General features: G+C 45.1%; 17 protein-coding genes and 1 riboswitch. Of the genes, 15 read left to right on the plus strand and 2 right to left on the minus strand.

The features are described 5' to 3' along the window. Positions 1-265 precede the first annotated feature (265 nt). From KDM90_RS13785 to KDM90_RS13815, 7 genes are all read left to right on the plus strand, one after another. Positions 266-973, plus strand: a complete 708-nt coding sequence (locus KDM90_RS13785; RefSeq protein ID WP_212676215.1) for a GspH/FimT family pseudopilin — start codon at positions 266-268, stop codon at positions 971-973. A 125-nt stretch (positions 974-1,098) separates the two neighbouring features. Then, on the plus strand, positions 1,099-1,674 hold the full coding sequence (locus KDM90_RS13790) for a GspH/FimT family pseudopilin (RefSeq protein WP_212676216.1): 576 nt from the start codon (positions 1,099-1,101) through the stop codon (positions 1,672-1,674). Between the two features lie 22 nt (positions 1,675-1,696). Beyond that, positions 1,697-2,233 carry a type IV pilus modification protein PilV gene (gene pilV, locus KDM90_RS13795; protein WP_230409833.1) on the plus strand — a complete coding sequence of 179 codons (537 nt, stop codon included), beginning with the start codon at positions 1,697-1,699 and terminating at the stop codon, positions 2,231-2,233. Then, positions 2,230-3,240 (plus strand): PilW family protein, encoded by a 1,011-nt coding sequence (locus KDM90_RS13800; protein WP_212676218.1) that lies wholly within the window; start codon positions 2,230-2,232, stop codon positions 3,238-3,240. Before pilV ends, KDM90_RS13800 begins: the two co-directional genes overlap by 4 nt. Continuing rightward, entirely contained in the window at positions 3,237-3,788 is a 552-nt protein-coding gene (locus tag KDM90_RS13805) for a pilus assembly PilX family protein (RefSeq protein ID WP_212676219.1), read from the plus strand. Before KDM90_RS13800 ends, KDM90_RS13805 begins: the two co-directional genes overlap by 4 nt. A 12-nt stretch (positions 3,789-3,800) precedes the next feature. Next, positions 3,801-7,397, plus strand: a complete 3,597-nt coding sequence (locus KDM90_RS13810; RefSeq protein ID WP_212676220.1) for a pilus assembly protein — start codon at positions 3,801-3,803, stop codon at positions 7,395-7,397. Positions 7,398-7,439: 42 nt separating this feature from the next. Further along, complete coding sequence (locus KDM90_RS13815; RefSeq protein ID WP_212676221.1) at positions 7,440-7,910, plus strand: type IV pilin protein; 471 nt, start codon at positions 7,440-7,442, stop codon at positions 7,908-7,910. Between the two features lie 110 nt (positions 7,911-8,020). Here the strand turns inward: KDM90_RS13815 and nrdR are convergent, their stop codons facing one another. After that, on the minus strand, positions 8,021-8,473 hold the full coding sequence (nrdR, locus tag KDM90_RS13820) for a transcriptional regulator NrdR (RefSeq protein ID WP_212676222.1): 453 nt from the start codon (positions 8,471-8,473) through the stop codon (positions 8,021-8,023). A 196-nt stretch (positions 8,474-8,669) separates the two neighbouring features. Continuing rightward, positions 8,670-9,917 carry a serine hydroxymethyltransferase gene (glyA, locus tag KDM90_RS13825; RefSeq protein ID WP_212676223.1) on the minus strand — a complete coding sequence of 416 codons (1,248 nt, stop codon included), beginning with the start codon at positions 9,915-9,917 and terminating at the stop codon, positions 8,670-8,672. Between the two features lie 100 nt (positions 9,918-10,017). Further along, positions 10,018-10,149: riboswitch (ZMP/ZTP riboswitch) on the minus strand. A 358-nt stretch (positions 10,150-10,507) separates the two neighbouring features. Between glyA and KDM90_RS13830 the strand changes: the two genes are divergently transcribed. From KDM90_RS13830 to tolB, 8 genes are all read left to right on the plus strand, one after another. Beyond that, a complete protein-coding gene (locus KDM90_RS13830) occupies positions 10,508-11,269 on the plus strand; it encodes an SDR family NAD(P)-dependent oxidoreductase (protein ID WP_212676224.1) in 762 nt (253 codons plus the stop codon). A gap of 104 nt (positions 11,270-11,373) precedes the next feature. After that, complete coding sequence (gene ybgC / locus KDM90_RS13835; protein ID WP_212676225.1) at positions 11,374-11,802, plus strand: tol-pal system-associated acyl-CoA thioesterase; 429 nt, start codon at positions 11,374-11,376, stop codon at positions 11,800-11,802. 97 nt (positions 11,803-11,899) lie between these two features. Next, positions 11,900-12,595 (plus strand): protein TolQ, encoded by a 696-nt coding sequence (gene tolQ, locus KDM90_RS13840; protein ID WP_212676510.1) that lies wholly within the window; start codon positions 11,900-11,902, stop codon positions 12,593-12,595. Between the two features lie 24 nt (positions 12,596-12,619). Then, positions 12,620-13,057: an ExbD/TolR family protein gene (locus tag KDM90_RS13845; protein WP_212676226.1), complete on the plus strand. Its 438-nt coding sequence runs from the start codon at positions 12,620-12,622 to the stop codon at positions 13,055-13,057. A 33-nt stretch (positions 13,058-13,090) separates the two neighbouring features. Further along, positions 13,091-14,923, plus strand: a complete 1,833-nt coding sequence (locus KDM90_RS13850; RefSeq protein WP_212676227.1) for an autotransporter assembly complex protein TamA — start codon at positions 13,091-13,093, stop codon at positions 14,921-14,923. Positions 14,924-14,951: 28 nt separating this feature from the next. Further along, positions 14,952-19,433 carry a translocation/assembly module TamB domain-containing protein gene (locus KDM90_RS13855; RefSeq protein WP_212676228.1) on the plus strand — a complete coding sequence of 1,494 codons (4,482 nt, stop codon included), beginning with the start codon at positions 14,952-14,954 and terminating at the stop codon, positions 19,431-19,433. 105 nt (positions 19,434-19,538) lie between these two features. Beyond that, positions 19,539-20,348, plus strand: a complete 810-nt coding sequence (locus KDM90_RS13860) for an energy transducer TonB (RefSeq protein ID WP_212676229.1) — start codon at positions 19,539-19,541, stop codon at positions 20,346-20,348. 5 nt (positions 20,349-20,353) lie between these two features. Continuing rightward, entirely contained in the window at positions 20,354-21,628 is a 1,275-nt protein-coding gene (gene tolB / locus KDM90_RS13865) for a Tol-Pal system beta propeller repeat protein TolB (RefSeq protein ID WP_212676230.1), read from the plus strand. Positions 21,629-21,668: the final 40 nt, after the last annotated feature.

A 21,668-nucleotide genomic window follows, 5' to 3' on the forward strand; every position in this document is an offset into this window, starting at 1 on the left:
CCAACGAATCAGGGGCTTTTGCTTTATCCCTACACAAAAACATATTCCACATAACCCGATTCTTTGTTACTCCTCACCTTCGATCCACCACTCCTCAGGCTCTCCTTCACGACTTTTTTAGTACTAAGCACTATAAAAACTCCTTCGTCCTTGTATCAGCTTTTGATAACCATATACCTTTTTGTCAATCAAAACTAAGCCTCTAATAGTAATTGACTTAAAAAACCAATTCACTTTGGTGATCTACAACAACTAAAGTAAGAATGTGCAAAAAAATAACAAAAAGAATAGTAAAAATGTTTTTAATTATATAGTGGTGTTAGTATGTGTCTTTATAAGTATCTTTTTTGATAATTTTAGTTTTTCCTCGAATATAAAAAAAGGAAACATCATGGAGAATCAAAGGAATCAATACTACAAAGGAATGACTCTTACAGAGTTAATCATTTCTCTATTTTTGGTAAGTGTGCTTTCGCAAATCGCTCTAGCATCGTATTCAAATTTGGTTGCGCGTATGCGCATCTATACGGCATCAAGTACTTTGCATGCAGCACTACTCTATGCCCGATCAGAAGCGTTAAAGCGGGGTGGAGGTGTAATAATCTGCCGAAGTACAAATGCTGATGGCAATTCAGCATCTTGTGATGCTGCAGCTGCGACAGGTGCTAGCGCGGAGTGGGGCGATGGTTGGATTATCTTTCATGATCGAAACCAAGATGGAAAATATTCGACTGAAGATGAAATTTTACAAGTACATGGAAAGGTGTTTCAATCGTCAACGGTTGGCTCAATAAATTCAAGCCCAATCCGTAAGCAAATAAAATTCAATAACCTTGGACAAGTATATGGAACATTTTTAGAGTTCTCCATTGTTGCACCCGAGGGAAAATTGGACCCAAGCTACTTTCGCTATATCTGTATTGCGTCAGGAGGCCGCGCCAGAATTGACAAGCAAGAATGCGCGCAAAAATAGCTTCGTGTCTTTTTTATATTCGAAAAATCACGCCCTCGCATCAAGCGTTCCCCGCCGCTTATCTGAAAAAAATTGCGCACAGGCACTTCTTCTGTATACTCCAAAATAACAGAAGGAGAATAAAAATGCCCGCTAATCTGCAGCGAAATCAAATCCAGTACGGTGTCACTTTAGTGGAATTATTGATTGTATTGGCCATCACCGGTGTCTTGGCTGCTATGGCGATGCCTTCATACCGAAATATGGTTATTTCAAACAGAATTTCAAGCATTACCGCAGATCTACACGGCAACTTGCTGTTGGCTCGCTCTGAGGCTCTGAAGCGAGGGGTTCGCGTGTCTATTTGCAAGAGCGCAACCGCAGATGATGCAGCACCAGTATGCGATCAATCGCCAAGCAGTGTGTCAAATGTCGGATGGGGAAGTGGTTGGTTAATTTTTGCAGATGTTGATGGCGATGGTGATTTTGAAGCTGGGGATACTTTACTGCGAGTTCAAGGACGCATGTTGGCAACTTCCCAGGATGGGTCGATTATTCCAAGTAATGCGATTGAATTCGTTACCTTTGGTTCGACCGGCCAGACTTTTACAGCGGTGAATTTTCAAGTTAGCTCACCAACCGGTTATGCAAATTTAGATAGAGCGGTTTGCATTGGTGTTGGCGGAAGGGCACGGGTCGGTAAAACACCGGACTGTCCATAGAATGGAGACGATTGTGCAAAATATGCGACGACAAAGTGGTGCTACTTTAATTGAAATTATGGTTTCAATTTTAGTTATGGCGATAGGCTTACTTGGTCTGGCTAGCCTGCAGATCAATGCAATGAAGTTTCAGAAAACGGCAAGTCAGCGATCGGAAGCAACGCAAGCTGCTTATGATTTAGGTGAACGTATGCGGAGTAATTGGGTGGCAACCGGAGCTCCCACAGATAAAGCAACAAATGAAGCAAAATACACTTTCCTTGACGAGTATGGGACAGTGTATGCGGCCAATCACGATCCTCAAAATGATTGCGTCTCTACGAAATGCACATCAGCTCAAATCGCAGCGAACGATATTCAAGAATGGTTGCGCAACCTACAACGTCGATTGATCGGTGGCGCTGGTGTTATCGTTCCGGTGGTTGGTGGTGTGGGGTCGACTTTTGATGTGACGGTGATGTGGAAGGAGCCCACTTTTACGGATGTCGATGCGACTTGCCCTGAAGCTGCAAAAGCTCCAGCAGGTGTTCGTTGTTTTAATTTGAGATTCTCAATATGAAAACACATTTGAATTTCACTATCGCGTCGAACTACGAAAAAGGTCGCTCGATCGTCGAAGTGATGATTGCTTTGACCATAGGAATGGTAATCTTAATTGCCGTGTCGTCCTTGTTTGTAACGAATCGTCAAACATTTAGATCCGGTGATGATAAGACCAGGCTCGATGAGGAAGGTCGACTTGCCTTAAATTTGATGGCTTTTCATGTTCGTATGGCCGGATATGGAACAATCTTATCCACCAATGAAAAATATGTGAATACGGACGATGCTTTGAAATTAAACAAAGCTTATCCCGCCACTTACACGAGTTATTCCAACTTGAAAACTGGTGCATCAGAAAACGCAATACGAGGTTGTGCAGGCGGATTCGCCAATACTGCAACTGAAGTTACAACGGTAGCTTGTGCGGCTGGAACAGCTTCTGACGCTTTTTTGGTTCGCTATGTTGTGGATCAAAATGTCATCGCTTCAGGAGGTGCTACTCCAACAGACTGTTTGGGGGCAAATGCTATTCTTTCCCCCGCAATCCCAGAGTTAAATGGTCGTCCAGGAACAGCGGCGTATTATGTTATTGAGAATAGATTCTTTGTGCAAAATAATGCGACAACAGGAAATCCTGAATTGTACTGTCGGGGCAATGGGAATACTGCTCCTGGAAGCAATCTAGCGAATGCTGCACAACCTATTGCCGAGAATGTCGAGGCTATGAAAGTGACTTATGGTTTATCGCCAGATGAAGTGACTTTAGAGAACGACAAAACAATGACTGTCCAAAATGTGAACCAGTTTGTCACTGCAGATAAGATGTTGACACCGGACATGTGGGGGCGAGTTGTGTCAGTCCGCATTTGCATCGTTGTGCGCTCTGCGAATAATAATTTGGTGACCACACCGCAAACCTACCGTGACTGTGAAGACAAATTGGTAACGGCAGCGGATCGTCGAATCCGTGGTGTATTCTCGACTACAGTGGCAATTCGAAGCCGTTCAGTGGGGGCAACATGAAATTTAAATTTCATCAAAAACAAAGAGGTTTCGTGTTAGCGGTCAGTATGATTTTTTTAATTGTCATGACGATGCTCGCCGTCACTGCAATTAAGAAAGCGACATTGGATGAGAAAGTGACTGCGAATCTACGTGCTCAGGATCTCGCATTTCAGGCAGCAGAAAAGGCACTTCGCTTTTGTGAAAGCTTTATCGTGTTGACGGTGGGTGCATTAGATATGTGCAAGATTTCAGACGCATCACCTGTGAAAGCTATTCCATCGCAAAAACCGGCAAATATTGCTGATGTCACGAGCAATTTTCCCGATGAGTGGACTAAGGCTGCGAATTGGAAAGGTGCAGGCGCAAACAATGCGGTCAAATTGTCGGAGGCAAATTCGATTGTGAATGTTGCGGATCAACCGCAATGCATGATTGAGCGTTGGGAACAGCCGAATGATCGTGGTGGCGAACAGTTTTATCCTTACGTGATAACTGCGCGCGGTGTAGGTAGTGTTGATACAGCAGTTGTCTGGCTACAAGAAGTCATTCGTTGCGGCAATAATTAATCGAGGTGCATCATGATGAATAAAAAATCCTATTTGACCTATTCGATAGTGCAATTGCTGGTTGCGAGTCAATTGCTGGCACCTCTTTCAAGTATTGCAGGTATCTCAAATTTACCGCCACTTGTAAAAGCGAATGTCCCACCCAATGTTTTCTATACCTTAGATGATTCGGGGTCGATGATGTTCGAAGTGATGCCCGAGGAACTTACACCGACTGGAAATGCGACTACCGATGGATCTCGTACTGACATGTTTTTATACTGTAATGATACTTGCTGGGTAACGCGAGTGTTTCCATCGCCTGACGACGTTTATAACGTCAGTGGTAATGGCAATTACAGTTCGAATTTGGAGACCGTTGTTGGTTTTTCGGACAATATTACGGTCGCACGTTGGCGCTCACCTGAGACCAATAAAATGTATTACAACCCAGCTGTTCGTTACGATCCATGGATCGATCCGGCTAGTATTACAGCATCGAATCCCTATGGGAATAATATGCCAAATGCGAGCCCGACAGCTGCGAAATATAATCCGGTTACTGTCAGCTCGATGAGTACGGCGACTTTAAATCTCACAGTAGAGCAGAACTACGATATCCATAGTAACAAGTGGCTAAATGATGCTGCTAACGCGACGACCTCGACTCCGAAGTGGACGATAAATGGGGTCGCCGATAAAACAAAATTCTATCCAGCTACCTATTTTCAATATAATCCAGATGGATTGACAACTTGCAATACAAGCAAACTCAGTTGTTTTAAGCGAATTGAAATTAAATCAGGAACGACTTTGCCTGCAAAATCTGCAGCCCGTTCAGATTGTGCCTCGACAACATGTACCTATGACGAGGAAATTACGAATTTTGCGAATTGGTTCCAGTACTACCGTTCGAGGATGTTATCAGCACGCGCTGGTAGCGGCAGGGCATTTGCTAACCAAGCATCGACTCTGCGTGTCGGATTTGGAACGATTAATACGACGGGTACTAAAGTATTAAATGTGTCTGATGATTTCGACGTAACGAATAAGAAAAATTTTCTCAATACTTTGTATCAACGCAAAGTTCCATCTGCTGGTACTCCTCTTCGAAAGGCCGTGGATGATATTGGGCAGTATTTTAAAGATGGAACGATAACTGGCCCTTGGCAGACTAAATACAATGTCGGCAGCACCAGTGATCAACTTAGTTGCCGGCAAAATTACAATATTTTGATGACCGATGGATATTGGAACAATGACGGAGCTGGCACAGGTCGCACAGGTGACTGGGATGGGAAAAACGGCAATACAATGACGAGTTCGGAAGGAAAAACTTACAAATACACTGCTGTTAAGCCTTATATGGATGGTGAGGGCGATACCTTGGCTGATATCGCTATGTATTATTGGGTCAATGACCTGAGAACAGATTGGTTGGCAGCCAAAAAAAATGTACCGCCCTCGCGTGACGGTGTGGATCCGGCCTTTTGGCAGCATTTAGTCCAATATACGGTGGGACTTGGCGTCAAGGGGACTTTAGATCCAGCGGTTGATTTGGCAGCACTTACCTCAGGGACAAAGTCTTGGCCTAAAGCCTCGGAAAATCAAGTGGATGACTTATGGCACGCCGCTTTGAATTCTCGAGGTAAATATTTTAATGCAGGCAATCCTCAGGCGTTTTCTGATGCCCTGAATAGCGCATTAAATGAAATAGCAGCACGATCCGGCGATGCCGCGGCGGTAGCGACCTCCAAAAACACATTGGATATCGGCCTGAAGCTATACACTTCAACCTATCAGACTGCTGATTGGTCTGGCCGATTGGAACAAAAATCAGTTGATCTTAGTGGCAATATAAAGTCGGTCAATGATTGGGATACGGATACAAAAATTCCTGTTCCTGCATCTCGTAAAATCGTGACGGTGAACGCGAATGGTAAAGGTGGTACCGAATTTGATTTCGACAATATTACCTCTGGGGATCAAACGATCATGAACACAGCGGCAGCGGCATATGCACCAGCGTATACGGTTTATGGAAAAGATATTTTGGACTATGTAAAGGGTGAAAAGTCCTTGGAGTCAAAACCTTTCCGCACGCGTAAAGTCTTGTTAGGTGATTTGGTCAATTCTGATCCCCAGTACTTGAAAGAAGGCAAGGACGGTGGCTACATTTTCTTGCCTACCGATATTCCAGGCAAGACTACATACAGCAAATATCTCACCACGAAAAAGACAAGGGCGGCAACTGTATTTGTTGGTAGCAACGACGGAATGTTGCATGCGTTCGATGCAACGGCTGATGCGAATGGTGGCAAAGAGCGATTCGCCTATATTCCCAAAGCGGTTATTCCATTTTTACATGAATTGGCGAAGCCTAATTATGTTCATCGATTCTATGTTGATGGTACACCGTCCATTGCTGATGCAGCGATCGGTTCTGATTCAACCAAACCTTGGAAAACAATTTTAGTAGGAACAACTGGTGCGGGCGCGAAATCGGTGTTTGCTTTGGATGTGACTGATTCAAGTACCTTTGATAAGACTAATGTTCTGTGGGAATACAATTCGACTGTTCCTGCAGTTGATGCCGATTTAGGTTATACGATCGGGGTTGCTCAAATTGGTGTTATGCGTGACGGACGTTGGGTTGCGGTATTCGGCAATGGCTTTGAAAGCACGAGCTTGAAAGCAGTGTTGTATGTTTTAGACTTAAAAACAGGCAACCTCATTAAGAAGATTGAGACAGGAATTGGCGGCGCTGGTACACCAAACGGTCTGTCCACACCCAAATTGCTATTGAACGCGGATTCAACCATCAAAGCGGCTTATGCTGGAGATCGTCAAGGCAATTTGTGGAAGTTTGATTTTGTGACAACTGGTACGGCGCCTTCGATGGTGACGACGCCAGGCTTAGCCTTACCATCAGCGACTCCATTGTTTAGCGCGGTCGATAGTGGGCGTAAGCAACCGATCACAACACAGCCTCAAATTTACCCTCACCCAGAAGGCGGCAATATGATTGTGTTTGGGACCGGTAAAATTTTTGAAGACACCGATGCAGCAACGACAGATAAAGAAACTTTGTACGGAATTTGGGATAAAACCACCACGAGCCAGGTCACGCAGTCGCAATTGGTCGAACAAACTTTGAGTGCCAGTGGGAAGTTATACCAAGTGACCAAGAATGTGGTTCCTTGGGCGACAAAACGCGGATGGTTTATGACATTAAAAGTGAAATCAGGAGAGCGCGTAGTCAATGATCCAATTATTTTTGAGGATCAAGTAATTTTCACAACCTTATTTCCAGGTAGTAGCACGGATCTCTGTGTCATTGATGGTCTGTCCACAACCTTGCAAATTAGTCCGTTGAACGGTGGCGCCTTAGGTTACCAAACTATCGACTCAGATGGGAATGGCGTTGTGGATGCATCTGATACGATGGCGAGCGGAATACAAAGCAGCGCAACATTTGGTACCACAATCATTCGGATGGGTAACCGCAAAGTGAAGATTTTCCAAGCTGATGCAAAGACTGGAACAGTACCACCTTCTGGTAAAGACGCGAAATTATCCGCTGCAATTCCAACCGTCCGATTGTGGCGTCAGTTAGTTGGGCGGCAGTAGAGTATCGAATTGATGAGAAAAATAAGTTGAGGGAGTTGAGAAATGAATACATTAGATGTTAGACAGCAGAAAGGTTTTACTTTAATTGAGCTAATGATCACGGTGGCAATTATTGCAATTATCACTGCGATCGCATACCCAAGCTACCGAGATAATGTGCGGCGCGGTAATCGTGCGGAAGTTCGTGCACTTTTGCTTGAAAATGCACAATATATGGAGCGATTTTTTTCAGAAAATAATTCCTATCTTCAAACGGCTGCAGCGGTGCCAGTTGCGCCAGTGTTGCCAAATCTCGTTTCGCCGCGAGGTGCAACAGGTACGAAAGTCAATTACAACATAGCCTTCCGTGCTGCGCCTGCGCGAGGTGTCATGAACTATGCGATTGAAGCTGTTCCAGCCAATGCAATGGCCGGTGATGATTGTGCAACCTACACCTATAATCAACTAGGTCAAAAGGGGAGTAGCGGAACTTTAACTGGGGGGATGACCACAGAAACTTGCTGGTCTAAATAAGGGGCGTCTGTTTCCTCAATCAAATCGAATCAATTGGTTTGAAATCACCTCTGAATTACATGATTTAGTTAGATTGACTTGGACGATGAATAGCGAGTTGTTTCAACTCGCTATTTTTTTTTAACTTCTTGAATTGCTTCGACAAATTCCGACACGTCTTCGAAACTCTTATAAACCGATGCAAAACGTATATAAGCGATCTTGTCCAAACGCTTTAGTTCTCGCATTACGAGCTCACCCAGGTGTCCGGAGACAATTTCTCTCTCTCCACTTGCCAGTAATTTCTCTTCTATTCTTTGAATGGCTGTCTCCACAGCTTCGGCGGAAACAGGTCTTTTGCGTAACGCTAGCATCAAACTAGCACGCAATTTGGATGATTCATATTCTGAGCGACTCCCGTTTTTCTTGACGATCACGGGCATCGCTAGTTCGATTCGTTCGTAGGTTGTGAACCGCTTATCGCAGCTTGCGCAACGACGGCGACGACGGATGCTATCACCCTCTTCAGAAATGCGCGTGTCTATCACTTGGGTATCAACATGATGACAATAAGGACATTTCATTGCATTTCTCCTGCAAACACGGGATAGGTTCCACGATTAATTATTTTTATTAGAGGTGTATTACTCGATTTTATTGCGCGAGTTTTTTTCTTTGATCGTTGCACTTGAATTATGCTCGATATTTCGATGTTGATCGATGCTTTTATTCTAGATGTTATAAAAAAAGCCACTCATTAGAGTGGCTTTTGACTATTTTTTAGTTGCCATAAACAGGGAATGCATCGGTCAATTTTTTTACTTCTGCTTTGACTCGCTCAATCGTTGCATTGTCATTTGGATTGTCCAAAACATCGGCAACCAAATGACCGATTTTGATTGCCTCTGCTTCTTTGAAGCCACGGGTGGTCAAAGCTGGGCTACCTAAACGGATGCCAGAGGTAACGAATGGTTTTTCAGGATCGTTCGGGATGGAATTCTTGTTGCAAGTAATATGTGCGGAACCAAGTACCGCTTCGGCTGCTTTGCCTGTGATATTTTTAGATCGTAGGTCAACTAGCATTACGTGTGACTCTGTACGACCAGAGATAATACGTAGTCCACGTTCGATCAAAGTTTTTGCTAGGGCATCTGCGTTTTTTACAACTTGTTCTTGGTACGCTTTGAATTCAGGATTCAATGCTTCTTTGAATGCAACTGCTTTACCCGCAATCACGTGCATTAATGGACCACCTTGTAAGCCAGGAAAAATAGCTGAATTGATGATCTTTTCGTGTTCAGCTTTCATCAAAATGATGCCACCACGTGGGCCGCGTAACGACTTATGTGTCGTAGAGGTGACAAAGTCTGCGTGCGGCACAGGGTTAGGGTAGACGCCAGCAGCGATCAAGCCAGCATAGTGGGCCATGTCGACCATGAAATACGCGCCTACTTCTTTTGCGATTTTCGCAAAGCGTTCGAAATCGATACGCAAAGAATAAGCCGATGCGCCAGCAATGATCAACTTTGGTTTGGATTCACGTGCCAAACGTTCCATGGCTTCGTAGTCGATTTCTTCTTTTTCATTCAAACCGTAAGAAACCACGTTGAACCATTTGCCTGACATATTCAATGGCATACCGTGTGTCAAATGACCGCCTTCGGCTAAAGACATGCCCATGATGGTATCGCCTGGCTTCAAGACGGCGAAGAACACACCTTGGTTCGCTTGTGAACCTGAGTTAGGTTGTACGTTAGCGGCTTCTGCACCGAAAATTTGTTTTAAGCGGTCAATCGCCAGTTGCTCGACTACGTCAACGTGCTCACAGCCACCATAATAACGTTTGCCTGGATAACCTTCAGCGTACTTATTGGTCAATTGAGAACCTTGCGCTTCCATCACGGCTGGAGAAGTGTAGTTTTCAGAGGCGATCAACTCGATATGCTCTTGTTGACGTACATTTTCGGCTTGAATCGCGGCGAGCAATTCTGGATCGATATTAGCGAGAGTATGATTCTTGGAGAACATGGGTTTCCTGTAGAAAAAGCGTGAAAATTGAAAAAATGGATTGGGACTGATTTGTAAAAATGCGAATGCTTGCTGATACAAGTCTCAATCACTTTTACCATCGAGTTACCCAGGCGTACGGCCAGAATCAAGAATCGACTCTGCGAATCTCACGCTTCACGATGGAACTCCATCTTCTGCAGGTACTTTTGGATAAAAAGTTGCTGCATTTTCGCCAGTTGCGTGAGACAAAAATGGTGAACGAATTTTACGTGATTAGGGGGGGGAGATCAAGTTGAGCCGATGTCCGAAAATCACCGAGCATCGAAAGATTATGCTTGTTCTATTGAAGTTTGTATCTATCCGCAAAGCCGCTCTAGCACTAGGTTTTCGAGCGTTTATAAGTATTTAAGCAGCATGAGTTACACCTAAAAATGAGTAGAAAAGCAATGTGAGTTAAAACTGAAATGACAATATGAGTTGTACGTTGGACTGCGTTGGTGGAATACCTTTCTATGCTAAATCGGCTGTTTTACCTCAAAGTTGATTGAAAAACGATAAAATATAGAAGGTGGTGCTTAAATCTCGATTTTGTCAAAAGGTATATAAATATGTTGGTATTGGTCACTGGCGCGAGCTCAGGGTTTGGTGAGGCAATGGTTCGGCGATTTTTGCAATCGGGGCATCGTGTCATCGCAGCGGCAAGGCGAGAGGAAAAACTCCACGCTTTGCAAGACGCTATGGGTAAATTGGGTGAATCCATGTTGCCTGTCGTATTGGATGTCGCAGATAAAGATTCAATATCCGCTTTTTTTGAAGGATTACCAGAAGAGTGGCGTGACATCGACGTGTTGATTAATAACGCCGGTTTGGCATTAGGGATTGCCCCAGCTCAACTCGCGGATCTTGATGACTGGGAAACGATGATCGACACAAATAACAAAGGCTTGGTCAGGATGACTCGTGCAATGTTGCCCCATTTTGTAGGTCGGAAAAATGGTTTGATTATCAATATCGGTTCGATTGCTGGCTCGACCGCCTATCCCGGCGCAAATGTGTATGGTGCGACCAAAGCGTTTGTTGATCAGTTCACATTAAATTTGCGTGCCGATTTGATTGGTACTGGTGTTCGTGCGACCAATATTGCACCAGGCCTATGTGGCGGAACTGAATTTTCAAATGTGCGGTTCAAGGGGGATGCTGCAAAAGCGGCAGCTGTCTACCAAGGGACTGAGCCATTGACCGCCGAGGATATTGCAGAAACCGCTTATTGGATTGCCACTTTGCCTAGTCATATCAATGTGAATCACATCGAGATGATGCCAACGTGTCAAGGGTATGGCCCTCTGGCGATCCAGCGGCAAGCGAATTGATCAACGAAGGTCCGCTATAAACTTTGGTTACTCCCGTGAAGGTAATGCGGCATTTTCACGAATTGTGATTGATGTCGGGAACAATAGATATTTCGTGGAAAAGTATGGAACAGAATGTGTTTAGTTGGCCATTGCGCGTTTATTATGAAGATACGGACGCGGGAGGAATTGTTTTTTACGCGAATTATCTGAAGTTTTTTGAGCGCGCACGCACAGAGTGGTTGCGGGAAATAGGTGTCTTGTCCTCGACTATGGCACGTGATCATCAATGTTTGTTTGTCGTCAAAGCGACGAATGTCGAGTATCATGCTCCCGCGCGTTTGGATGATGAACTTCAGATCAGCGCAATGGTTGAAAAAACGGGTCGCGCATCGATCACGTTTTTACAGCAGGCACGTCGTGGTGAAACATTGTTAGTCAGTGCCCTAATCACGATCTGTTGTGTGGATATGGCAGCATGGCGCCCGATACAGATTCCAAAGCCAGTTTTACAGTTGATTCGCCCAGATCTGTTCCGTGAAAATAGAAACTAGACGAGTACCATACGCAATAGTTTTGACAATTACTCTTATAAACCTCGGTCAAATTGTGAAAAGCGACACCTGAACCAATCATTACGATGAATATATGATGACTATAACCCACGACCTTTCATTTTCTGCGTTGATATTAAACGCCTCTCCGATCGTACAAATCGTGATGGCGATTTTGTTACTTGTCTCAATTACTAGCTGGAATTATATTTTCAGTAAAATGTTTGCAATTAAAAAAGCGCGGACGCAGACGGAGCAGTTTGAACGACAGTTCTGGGCTGGTGGAAATTTGGTAGAACTGTATCAACAAGCGGTCGCGAATCATCGTGGAAGTCGTGACAAGACTGGTGCTTTAGAGCGAATTTTTGAAGCAGGAATGAATGAGTACCATAAAGTGAAGGCAGCGAATAAGGCGAATTTAGATGCAGGTGCCATGCTGGATGGTGCGCGCCGTGCAATGCGGGCATCGTATCAACGTGAAATGGATCACCTTGAGTCTCATTTGTCCTTTCTTGCCTCGGTCGGCTCGGTCTCGCCCTACATTGGGTTGCTGGGTACAGTTTGGGGAATTATGAATTCTTTCCGCGGCCTCGCGAATGTGCAGCAGGCGACTCTCAGCGCAGTCGCGCCCGGGATTGCAGAGGCATTGATTGCGACTGCAATCGGTTTGTTTGCCGCGATCCCGGCGGTACTTGCCTACAATCGCTATTCGCACGATATCGATCGATTGGCAATACGCTTTGAGACATTCATAGAGGAATTCTCCAATATTTTGCAACGCCAATCGCGCTGAGTAATCGTGTTTCCATAAAAATTCATGAGTTCACTTCGTGGCGAACGTAAACGCAAGTTTAAAGCTGAAATTAATGTCGTACCTTACATCGACGTGATGTTGGTGTTGTTAATCATTTTTATGGTAACAGCGCCGATGACTAATCCAAATGTCATTAACTTACCGACGGCGGGGCAATCGACAAAACCTCCGGCCGATTATATTGAGATAAGTTTGAGTCCAGATGCATCCGCTAGTATTAGTATCAATTCGCGAAGTGGTGGAAAATCGAGTCAGGAAGCAAAGCTAAGTGCGTTAGATCGTAAGCAATTGTTCGCAAAGCTAAAGGAATATCATCAGACCAAACCAGATATGTCGGTATTAGTTTCGGCTGACAAAGAGATTAAGTACGATGAAGTTATCCAAGTGATTTCAGAGGCAAAGAAACTTGGCATCCAACGCGTAGGACTCGCCACCAAGTAAACGCGATTGGTGTCATAACGAATTGGACTCAAGATGTCAAAACGATGTGCGGCGTTGAGTATCGTCACGATACTAGGATTAAATCCACTTTGTAGCATGGCGCAGTCGAACGATCCAGCACTTCCGATTGCGGAGAAAAAAGCCGGTATTCTCAATTCAGACACACAAAGTGAAGGAATTTTTGCTCGATTTTACGTTCGAACTTCATCGAGCAGTATTTTGGATTTGCTGGAGCAGCACATCCCCGTGCTTGCAACAGGTGCAGAGCCTCAGATCCCAACGGCGAGTTTTTTACGCAAATTGCAACGAGAGATTGGTGAGATTCTTGCGACAGAGGGATATTTCTCCCCACGCTTGCAATTCGATAAAAATCAAGAGGGTACGCGCGTCGATATTCAAATTGAACCTGGCAGTCGTACGCAAATTAAGAATGTCCTAATTCATTTTACCGGTGCGTTGCAGGATGCTGCGGAGGCTGGAGATCCTAGTGCGATTGCGAGACGCGCAAAGTTAATTGCTGATTGGAATTTGTTGCCAGGCGCCTGGTTTCGTCAGGATGATTGGAGTAATGCGAAGACGATGCTGATGGAAAATTTGCGTTCGTTTCGTTATGCTGGTGCCGTACTAGTTGATAGTCGCGCATCGATTGATCCAGACAGTGCATTGGCAAATTTAGAATTGGATGTCGATAGCGGTGCCGCTTTCCTAATTGGTGATTTGTCGGTGATCGGCCTGGAGCGCTATCCTCTCTGGTTAATTGATCGCTTCAATCCCCCTAAAAAAGGCGAGCCATACTCGAGTCATCGATTGACCGAGTTCCAGCGTGGGTTGCAGAATTCGGCCTATTTCTCAACGGTTGCATTCAATATCGAAACAGATAGTACGAAAGCCGATGCATTGCCGATTGAACTCAATTTGACTGAGCGGCAAACCCGTGATTTGAGTTTTGGTACAGGTTATAGTTCAAGTACTGGGTTTCGCACGGAGGTGAGTTATCGAGACCGGAATCTACTAAATCGTGTTTGGGACTTGCATTCGGCACTGCGAATTGAACAAAAACGCCAACTTGCCTATGCCGATGTGAATTTGCCGCCGAACGACAATAATCGCTTAGATTCATTTGGTCTCTTGTTCGACCGCTCAAATCTAGAAGGTTTGTTGCAGACTAAATCAATGTTGGGTATCAAAAGGACGATTACACATGGCTTGGTTGAGCAGAGACTAGGTTTAAATTATACCCAAGAGAAGGTAGTTCAAAAGTCGACGACGAACCTCGAAACTGAACGTCGAAGCCGAGCGCTTGTTGCGAGCGCCGGTTGGACTTGGCGAAATGTTGATGATGTCTTTGCTCCACGCCAAGGGCAGCGTGCTCAAGTCGATATGGCAGTATCAGATAAAGCGATCGTTTCTGATCAGCGATTTGTGCGTTTGTACGGTAAATACCAGTATTGGTATCCACTTGGTCAACGCGATAATTTCCTTGTCCGTATGGAGCTTGGAAAAGTCTTCAGTAGTAGTGCAAATGGTATTCCTGAAGATTACCTATTCCGTACTGGAGGTAGTACTTCGGTTCGTGGCTATGCGTATCAAAGCTTGGGCGTGCGACAAGGTGAAGCGGTAGTCGGTGGGCGCGTGATGGCCGCATCTAGTCTGGAATATGTACATTGGCGCAGCGAAAATTTGGGATTCGCTGCGTTTTTTGATGCGGGAAGCGCTGCCACGAATTGGTCTACATTGAAATTACAGCAGGGTATTGGCGTTGGTACGCGGATTAAGACCCCCGCGGGGCCGATCGCGTTAGATCTATCGTACGGCAGACAAATCAAGAAATTTCGTTTAGATTTTTCCATCGCCATTGCTTTTTAAACGTGTTTCCCGCAACGAAATTGAATAAATGACGAAGTTAAATCGGACCAAGAGAATTGAGCATGAAGAAAGCAAAACGCAGTCTGTTTTGCCAACTAAGCCTTATTTTGGCTATCGTATGTTTGTTCGAATTGGTATTTCGTTCGGACTCCTATGCGTATTACTAGTCGTGCTCTTACACACTCAGTTGGGGGGGCGAATAGCGTTACGGAGTATCGAGTTGTTGAGTGCTGGTCAACTGCAGTTTGGGCAAATGCGAGGCCAACTTGCGAATCACGTCGAAATCGATCAGATCAATTATGTGAATAGTCAGCATCAAATTAATTTGCATAGTGTTGAACTTGATTGGAATGCCTGGCTGTTGTTACGTAAGCAGCTTTTCATCAATTCCTTAAAGATAGCCAGTGTCGAAATTGCACACAAGAAAAGTAATACCTCATCCAGTACGCCTGAGTACCTAGGACTCCCCTTTCAGCTGAATTTGGATAAGCTCGCGATTGGTCGAATTCAGTTGGCAGAATTTCAAAAAAACGATGCTGATAGTCAAGTAACGCAACCGTATGTCTATGCGCGTATTGCGGGAATCACCGCACATTGGCAAGGTGACTCACACCTTCATCAAATACAACTGCGCCTCAATTCAGAATGGGGTGATGTCAAGATTCAGCAAGAGTGGCAAACACGACGACCATTTGTTACTCAAGGGAATTTTATTTATTCCGGCCGTGCTGAATCACATCTGCCAAAGCTGTTGTTGGAAGGGGAAATGTCTGGCAGCTTGGAGCGACTTCTGTTGAAAGCAAATTCTGTTTTGAAAGCGAAAGATGGTCGACGTGCCGACCCGGAACAACAGGCCAAGATTGATTTGGATTTGGTTTTGGCACCATTTCTGGATTTCCCATTGGAAGCAGCGCGGGCAAACATCGCGACGTTAAATCCTCAATGGATTCATTCAGCGGCACCGAATGCGATGTTAGATCTTGAGATAAATTTAAATGCAAACAACTCAGGTGTTGGCAACATGCCGCAGAAGGTGAATTCGGTTAGCCAGCATCAATTCAAAAAACAGAGTATCGAAAGCGACCATTTTGTCGAACCTTTGGTCGAGGTAAACAAGGTGAGAATTCCTGGATCGAAACCTACGGTTGAGGCCGGGACTGCGTCAAGCACAAGGAACGATCGCAGCGCTAATTCTCGAATGACAGCAAGCAGCCAGAGCGTTGTCGGACAACCGAAGACGGGTTGGAGTTTGGACGGATTTGTACATGCAAAAAATCATGTCCCTGCGACACTTGATCAAAAAGGATTGCCGCTGCGAACACTGTATGCTGATATCAAATGGAACCAAGAAAATTTAACACTGCAAAATGCAAGAATCGATTTGAATGGCGGACAAATTCAGGGACATTCTATGATCGAATTTCGATCCACTGCGCTGCCCTTGGTAACTGCTCAACTAAAATTGCAAGATATTAATTTACTAAATATTGACAGTCGGTTACGCGAAAGTCGAATTCAAGGTCAAATCCAACTTCAAACCAAGACTGATCGAAGTCTCGATTTTCAAGCGCAATTTACCGAGCCTCGCGGAAAGGCGGAGGTGGAAGCGAGTTTTCGTTTGAATGCGCAGGGAGACAATGGTGTTCTGCACTTAAAAAAAATGACTTTGCAAGCCGACGAAGCACGCTTAGATGGGCAAGGTAAGGTGGATTTTGATCAAACGAAAAATTTTGAGTTGAAGGCTACTTTGAATCGATTTGATCCTGCACATTGGTGGCTTGCTCCAAAAGGGAAATTGGATGGCGCGTTTGAACTATCAGGGAATTTTGGAAACAAAACTCGATTGAAATTAAACTTACCAAGTTTGTCTGGCGAACTTGCTGGTCAACCAATACTCGCTCATGGCATGGTTGACTGGCATGATAAAACAGCTTTGGCGGTTCAAGAATTTGATTTGAATTGGGGCGCAAATCAATTGTCGCTCAAAGGTGGTTTGGGCAAAGTGCAGGATAGTTTAGAAGTGAATTTGAAAGCAGATCAGCTCTCCTTACTGGAGACTTTCGGGATCGTTTCCATGCGAGGTAAGGCGAATTTAAAGGCTAATTTGCGAGGGAAATTAGATGCACTGTCCGGTGAATTTCAGGCTCACGGTGCGGATCTGATGACTCAGAAGGGTATCTATATCGGTCAGATTGATGGGGATGGCGAGTTTGGTCTTGCTCCAACGGATGCGCTGAAGTTCAATCTTGTGGCTCGTCAAATCCGATTGGCTCAGAATGATCTGAGTAAAGATTGGGGGACACACCAGCCGCATCTTCCGAATGACCCGGTGAGCACCCCAATCATGCATCGTTTTTCAGCCATTGAACAACTGAAGGTCAATTTAAATGGGTCGCGCAATTCGCACCAAATTGAATTGAGAACGCAATTCGATCAAACTCGTAATCTGCAATTTAGGGCCAACGGAAGTTGGCAGCAAATCGGCAATGATCTCCGATCAAAAAGTGCGATACGTCCCCCGCAGACGCATCCAGCGGAGATCGTGTGGCACGGTAATGTGCAAGAATTCGTATTGAGTGGCTTCCTGCCAAAGAATTCAAGTTATAAGGAAGATTTACGGCTACTGGAGCCGACACCCTTGCGCTTCACCACAAAGGGTTTCGGTCTTGGCCAGGCCCGTTTTGAAGGTGTGATGGGACAGGTTCGACTTGAACAGTTTGATTGGAGTCCATTGTCTTATTCAACCCGAGGGCAATGGGACGCACTTCCTGTCATGCCGATTGTTGACATGTTTAGACCTGCAGAAAATTTACATGGTGACCTTCAGCTTGGCGCACAATGGGATGTGCAGCTTCAGGATCATTTGCGTGGCATGGTGCGTATACAAAGGCAACAAGGGGATCTCACTGTGAGTGACCTAGATGGAACGGGACAATTGACTCAGCTAGGTTTGCGAGAGTTGAGTGCGAGTTTCCACGCTGGTGGACTCGTTGCTGGAAGCGATGCAGAACGTGTCAGGATGCAATTCATGAGCCGCGGAAGTAAATTGGGCCAGTGGGATGCTGAATTGGCGACACAATTGCAGCGAATTAATGATCGATGGACTTGGAATTCCGACATGCCAATAAGTGGCGAGATCCATGCGTCAGTTCCAGAATTGCAATGGTTAGCGAATCAACTGAGTGCGGACTTTACCGCGAAAGGTGCGCTGAAATTAGATGCCAAATTCAATGGGAGCACGGCGCGACCAGAATACAATGCAAAATTAGAAGGGCATGGACTGGAGTTGGCGTTTGCATCGGAAGGCTTGTTATTTCCTAATGGCGAGCTGCATGCAGAATTGAATCAAGATACGCTAAAACTTCAGCAATTGCGATTTACTAGCAAAGTCAATTTGGTTCCTAAATTAGAGCAATTTCAGGATTTAAATTGGCTGGGGCGAGAAGGTGAGTTTAATGCTTCAGGCGAGGTAAGTTGGAAGAATCAAAATGGCGCAATTCATGCAAATTGGAAAGCATTTCCCCTCTTGCAAAGAAAAGATCGATGGTTAGTGGTCAGCGGACAAGCGGACATTACCCAATCCGATCGAATTTGGTCTTTAATCGGCAAGTTAGGTGCAGATGCTGCCTATTTTAAGTTGCCGAAAATGCCGCCTCCCAGTTTATCGGGAGATGTGGTTGTGACAAAGTCAGGGAAGGTACTTGACGAGGATTTAACTTCTCAAGAAAACAAAAAAGTATGGAAGACGAAACTCGATCTGCAAATCGATATGGGCCCCCGTTTCGTATTTGTTGGACGCGGCTTAGATACCGCCTTGACAGGAACTATGCGATTGAGAAGTAGCGATGGGGCGCCTGTCCATGCCAGTGGATCAATCGTCACGAACGGTGGTCAATATGAGGGTTATGGGCAAAAACTTGAGATTGAGCGAGGAATTTTGAATTTTCAGGGAACACCAGGTAACCCGTCTCTGAATATTCGCGCTTTGCGCAAAGGCTTGGCTGTAGAGGCAGGGGTTGATGTCACAGGAACGGTTGCACGTCCGCAAGTCAGACTTGTTTCTGAACCAAATGTACCAGATAGTGAAAAAATCTCATGGCTAGTGTTAGGGAGAGAATCTGAACAAGTTGGAACAGCTGATGCATCACTTTTGCTGTCGGCAGCTGGAGCTTTGTTTGGTGGTGATGGTAGCCGGAATTTGCCGCGTGAATTAGTGCAAGGCTTAGGTTTCGATGAATTCTCAATTGGGCCAGCGGAGAATGGAGGAGCGTCCAAATTGCCAAGCCAAACTGTTGCTGGGGCAATTGCAGTGGGTGCAGCATCGAACGATAAAGTCGTGAATATCGGAAAGCGATTGCGTCCAGGCTTGGTTTTGTCTGTAGAGCGCGGGGTGTCTGATGCGAGCGGCGCATTGAAATTAAGTTGGCAGTTGAGTCGGCGAATTCGCTTCGTTGGACGTTCTGGCACAGATAATTCTGCTGACGTGCGGTATAGTTTTTCGTTTAACTGAATGTGATTGCGCATGGTTGCGTATATTCCGAGCTCGGTAGTTCTGCCAAGTCAGTTTATAATCGCGCCGAAGAACTAGTTAGTTGCAAATTGGTCCTAATAATTAATGAACGAATTTATCTACAACTCGCGTAAATTTAATCCACATGATGACGCAATCTGGAAGTCACTGGCGCTTGCTGGGCTCGTCCATGGTTTGCTTTTGATGTTTTTGGTTGTTGGCATTCAATGGCAGAGTAGTGAAATGGTCGCAGTTGAAGCGGAAGTGTGGGACTTGACTACGCGCGAGGCGGCACCATTGCCTGTGCCCGTGGAAGAAGTGAAAGAAGAACCTAAGCCAGTTATTGAAGCTCCGAAAGAGGTGGAGAAGGAAGATCCAGAGATAGCGATTGCACAAGAAAAGAAACGCAAAGAGCTTGAAAAGAAGAAGTTGGAAGAATTAGAGAAAGCGGAATTAAAAAAAGCTGAGCTTGAGTTGGCTAAGAAAAAAGAGGCCGCGGAGAAAAAGCGCTTGGCGCAAGAAAAGGCGGCTCAAGATAAGATTTTTGAAGAGAACATGCGTCGATTAAATGGTCAAGCAGTCAAGTCAGGCGCGGGTGGTTTGGGAGATGCCTTGAAATCAACTGGGAATAATCGTGGTGATCCAAGTTATAACGCCAAAGTTGCAGCGAAAATTCGATCGAATACAATTTTTGTGGTTAGCGATACGTCGTCGAGCAACCCCACTGTTGAATTTATCATTAATTTGTTTCCCGATGGGTCCTTGAGAGGTCCGGTGAAAAAGACAAAATCTTCGGGTATTCTCGCGTTCGATGAGGCAGTTGAAAAAGCAATCGACAAGTCGCAACCTTTCCCACGGGATAAAACAGGTTCAGTTCCAGCCAGCCTCAACATTGTTCACCGCATGAAAGATTAATAACGATGAAAAAAATTAGCTTGTTAAAAATTGTAGGCTTTGTATTGATGTTTTTGGGCGCGGTAGTCAGTCAAGCGCAGATGCGGGTCGAAGTATCTGGCGTCGGTTCGAATCAAGTGCCTATTGCCGTGGCAGCGTTTGCTGATGAAGAAATCTCACCGCAGCTTGTTACATCCATTATTCGAGATGATCTTAATCGTAGCGGCTATTTTAAATTGATCGAAGTGGGTATGGCGATCTCTGAAAATGCGAGCATCGATTTTGACGCATGGAAAAACCGTGGTGCAGTCGCGCTAGTCGTTGGTAGTGTACAGAAACGGGGCGAAGGCCGATTTGATATACGGTATAAATTGTATGACGTTTCAAAGTCATCTATGTTGTCAGGGTTTTCGATGGATACCCCAAATCCGAAACTACGTTTGACAGCACATAAAATCGCAGACGACATTTACGAAAAATTATTAGGGTTGCCAGGTGTTTTTTCCACTCGTGTTGCCTATGTAACCAAAGCTGGCAGCGAATATCGCTTAGAAATCGCTGATGCCGATGGTGAAGGCGTGCAAGTTGCACTGACTTCGAAGGAACCGATAATTTCACCGATATGGTCACCAGACGGAACTAAAGTCGCGTATGTTTCGATGGAATTGAAGAAGCCTATTGTTTACATTCAAAACTTGATGACCGGGCAACGCACTACAGTGGCGAATTTTAAAGGTAATAATTCTTCTCCATCGTGGTCGCCCGATGGTAGCAAGTTGTTGGTCACCTTGTCTAAAGGAGCAATTGCACAGGTTTATTCAATTAATGCGGATGGATCGGATGCACAGAGGCTAAGCAATTCGGCTGGTATCGACACGGAGGCGAGATATTCTCCCGACGGCCAGTTTATTTATTTCGTGAGTGATCGAAGCGGTGGGCCACAAATCTATCGCATGACTGCGAGTGGTGCTGATGTAAAACGTATCACCTTTAAAGGTAGTTACAATTTATCACCACGCATTTCCCCTGATGGCAATACGTTGGTGTACATCTCTCGTCGTGAAGGTGGAGACCAAGTTTATGCGATGGATTTGCAAACAGGGCAAGAATTGAAATTATCTGACACGACTCGGGATGAGTCGCCAAGTTTTGCGCCAAATGGTCGTTACATTTTATATGCAACGCAACTTGGTCGACGTGGCACGCTAGGAATTGTTTCGACCGACGGGAAAGTTAAGCAGAAATTGTCGATTCAGGCTGGAGATATTCGCGAGCCAACCTGGGGTCCTTTCATGAAATAGTGGAGTTTGGACAATTTTGGGTTACAATTTCGCGTTTGGT

Origin of the sequence: Affinundibacterium fentianense (genome assembly GCF_018139545.1) — a bacterium.
Taxonomy (GTDB): domain Bacteria; phylum Pseudomonadota; class Gammaproteobacteria; order Burkholderiales; family Burkholderiaceae_D; genus Undibacterium; species Undibacterium fentianense.

Coding starts and splice junctions, on each gene's coding strand:
- KDM90_RS13790 (WP_212676216.1), top strand. CDS start 1,099: ATGCCCGCTAATCTGCAGCGAAATCAAATCCAGTACGGTGTCACTTTA.
- pilV (WP_230409833.1), top strand. CDS start 1,697: ATGCGACGACAAAGTGGTGCTACTTTAATTGAAATTATGGTTTCAATT.
- KDM90_RS13800 (WP_212676218.1), top strand. CDS start 2,230: ATGAAAACACATTTGAATTTCACTATCGCGTCGAACTACGAAAAAGGT.
- KDM90_RS13805 (WP_212676219.1), top strand. CDS start 3,237: ATGAAATTTAAATTTCATCAAAAACAAAGAGGTTTCGTGTTAGCGGTC.
- KDM90_RS13810 (WP_212676220.1), top strand. CDS start 3,801: ATGATGAATAAAAAATCCTATTTGACCTATTCGATAGTGCAATTGCTG.
- KDM90_RS13815 (WP_212676221.1), top strand. CDS start 7,440: ATGAATACATTAGATGTTAGACAGCAGAAAGGTTTTACTTTAATTGAG.
- nrdR (WP_212676222.1), bottom strand. CDS start 8,473: ATGAAATGTCCTTATTGTCATCATGTTGATACCCAAGTGATAGACACG.
- glyA (WP_212676223.1), bottom strand. CDS start 9,917: ATGTTCTCCAAGAATCATACTCTCGCTAATATCGATCCAGAATTGCTC.
- KDM90_RS13830 (WP_212676224.1), top strand. CDS start 10,508: ATGTTGGTATTGGTCACTGGCGCGAGCTCAGGGTTTGGTGAGGCAATG.
- ybgC (WP_212676225.1), top strand. CDS start 11,374: ATGGAACAGAATGTGTTTAGTTGGCCATTGCGCGTTTATTATGAAGAT.
- tolQ (WP_212676510.1), top strand. CDS start 11,900: ATGACTATAACCCACGACCTTTCATTTTCTGCGTTGATATTAAACGCC.
- KDM90_RS13845 (WP_212676226.1), top strand. CDS start 12,620: ATGAGTTCACTTCGTGGCGAACGTAAACGCAAGTTTAAAGCTGAAATT.
- KDM90_RS13850 (WP_212676227.1), top strand. CDS start 13,091: ATGTCAAAACGATGTGCGGCGTTGAGTATCGTCACGATACTAGGATTA.
- KDM90_RS13855 (WP_212676228.1), top strand. CDS start 14,952: ATGACGAAGTTAAATCGGACCAAGAGAATTGAGCATGAAGAAAGCAAA.
- KDM90_RS13860 (WP_212676229.1), top strand. CDS start 19,539: ATGAACGAATTTATCTACAACTCGCGTAAATTTAATCCACATGATGAC.
- tolB (WP_212676230.1), top strand. CDS start 20,354: ATGAAAAAAATTAGCTTGTTAAAAATTGTAGGCTTTGTATTGATGTTT.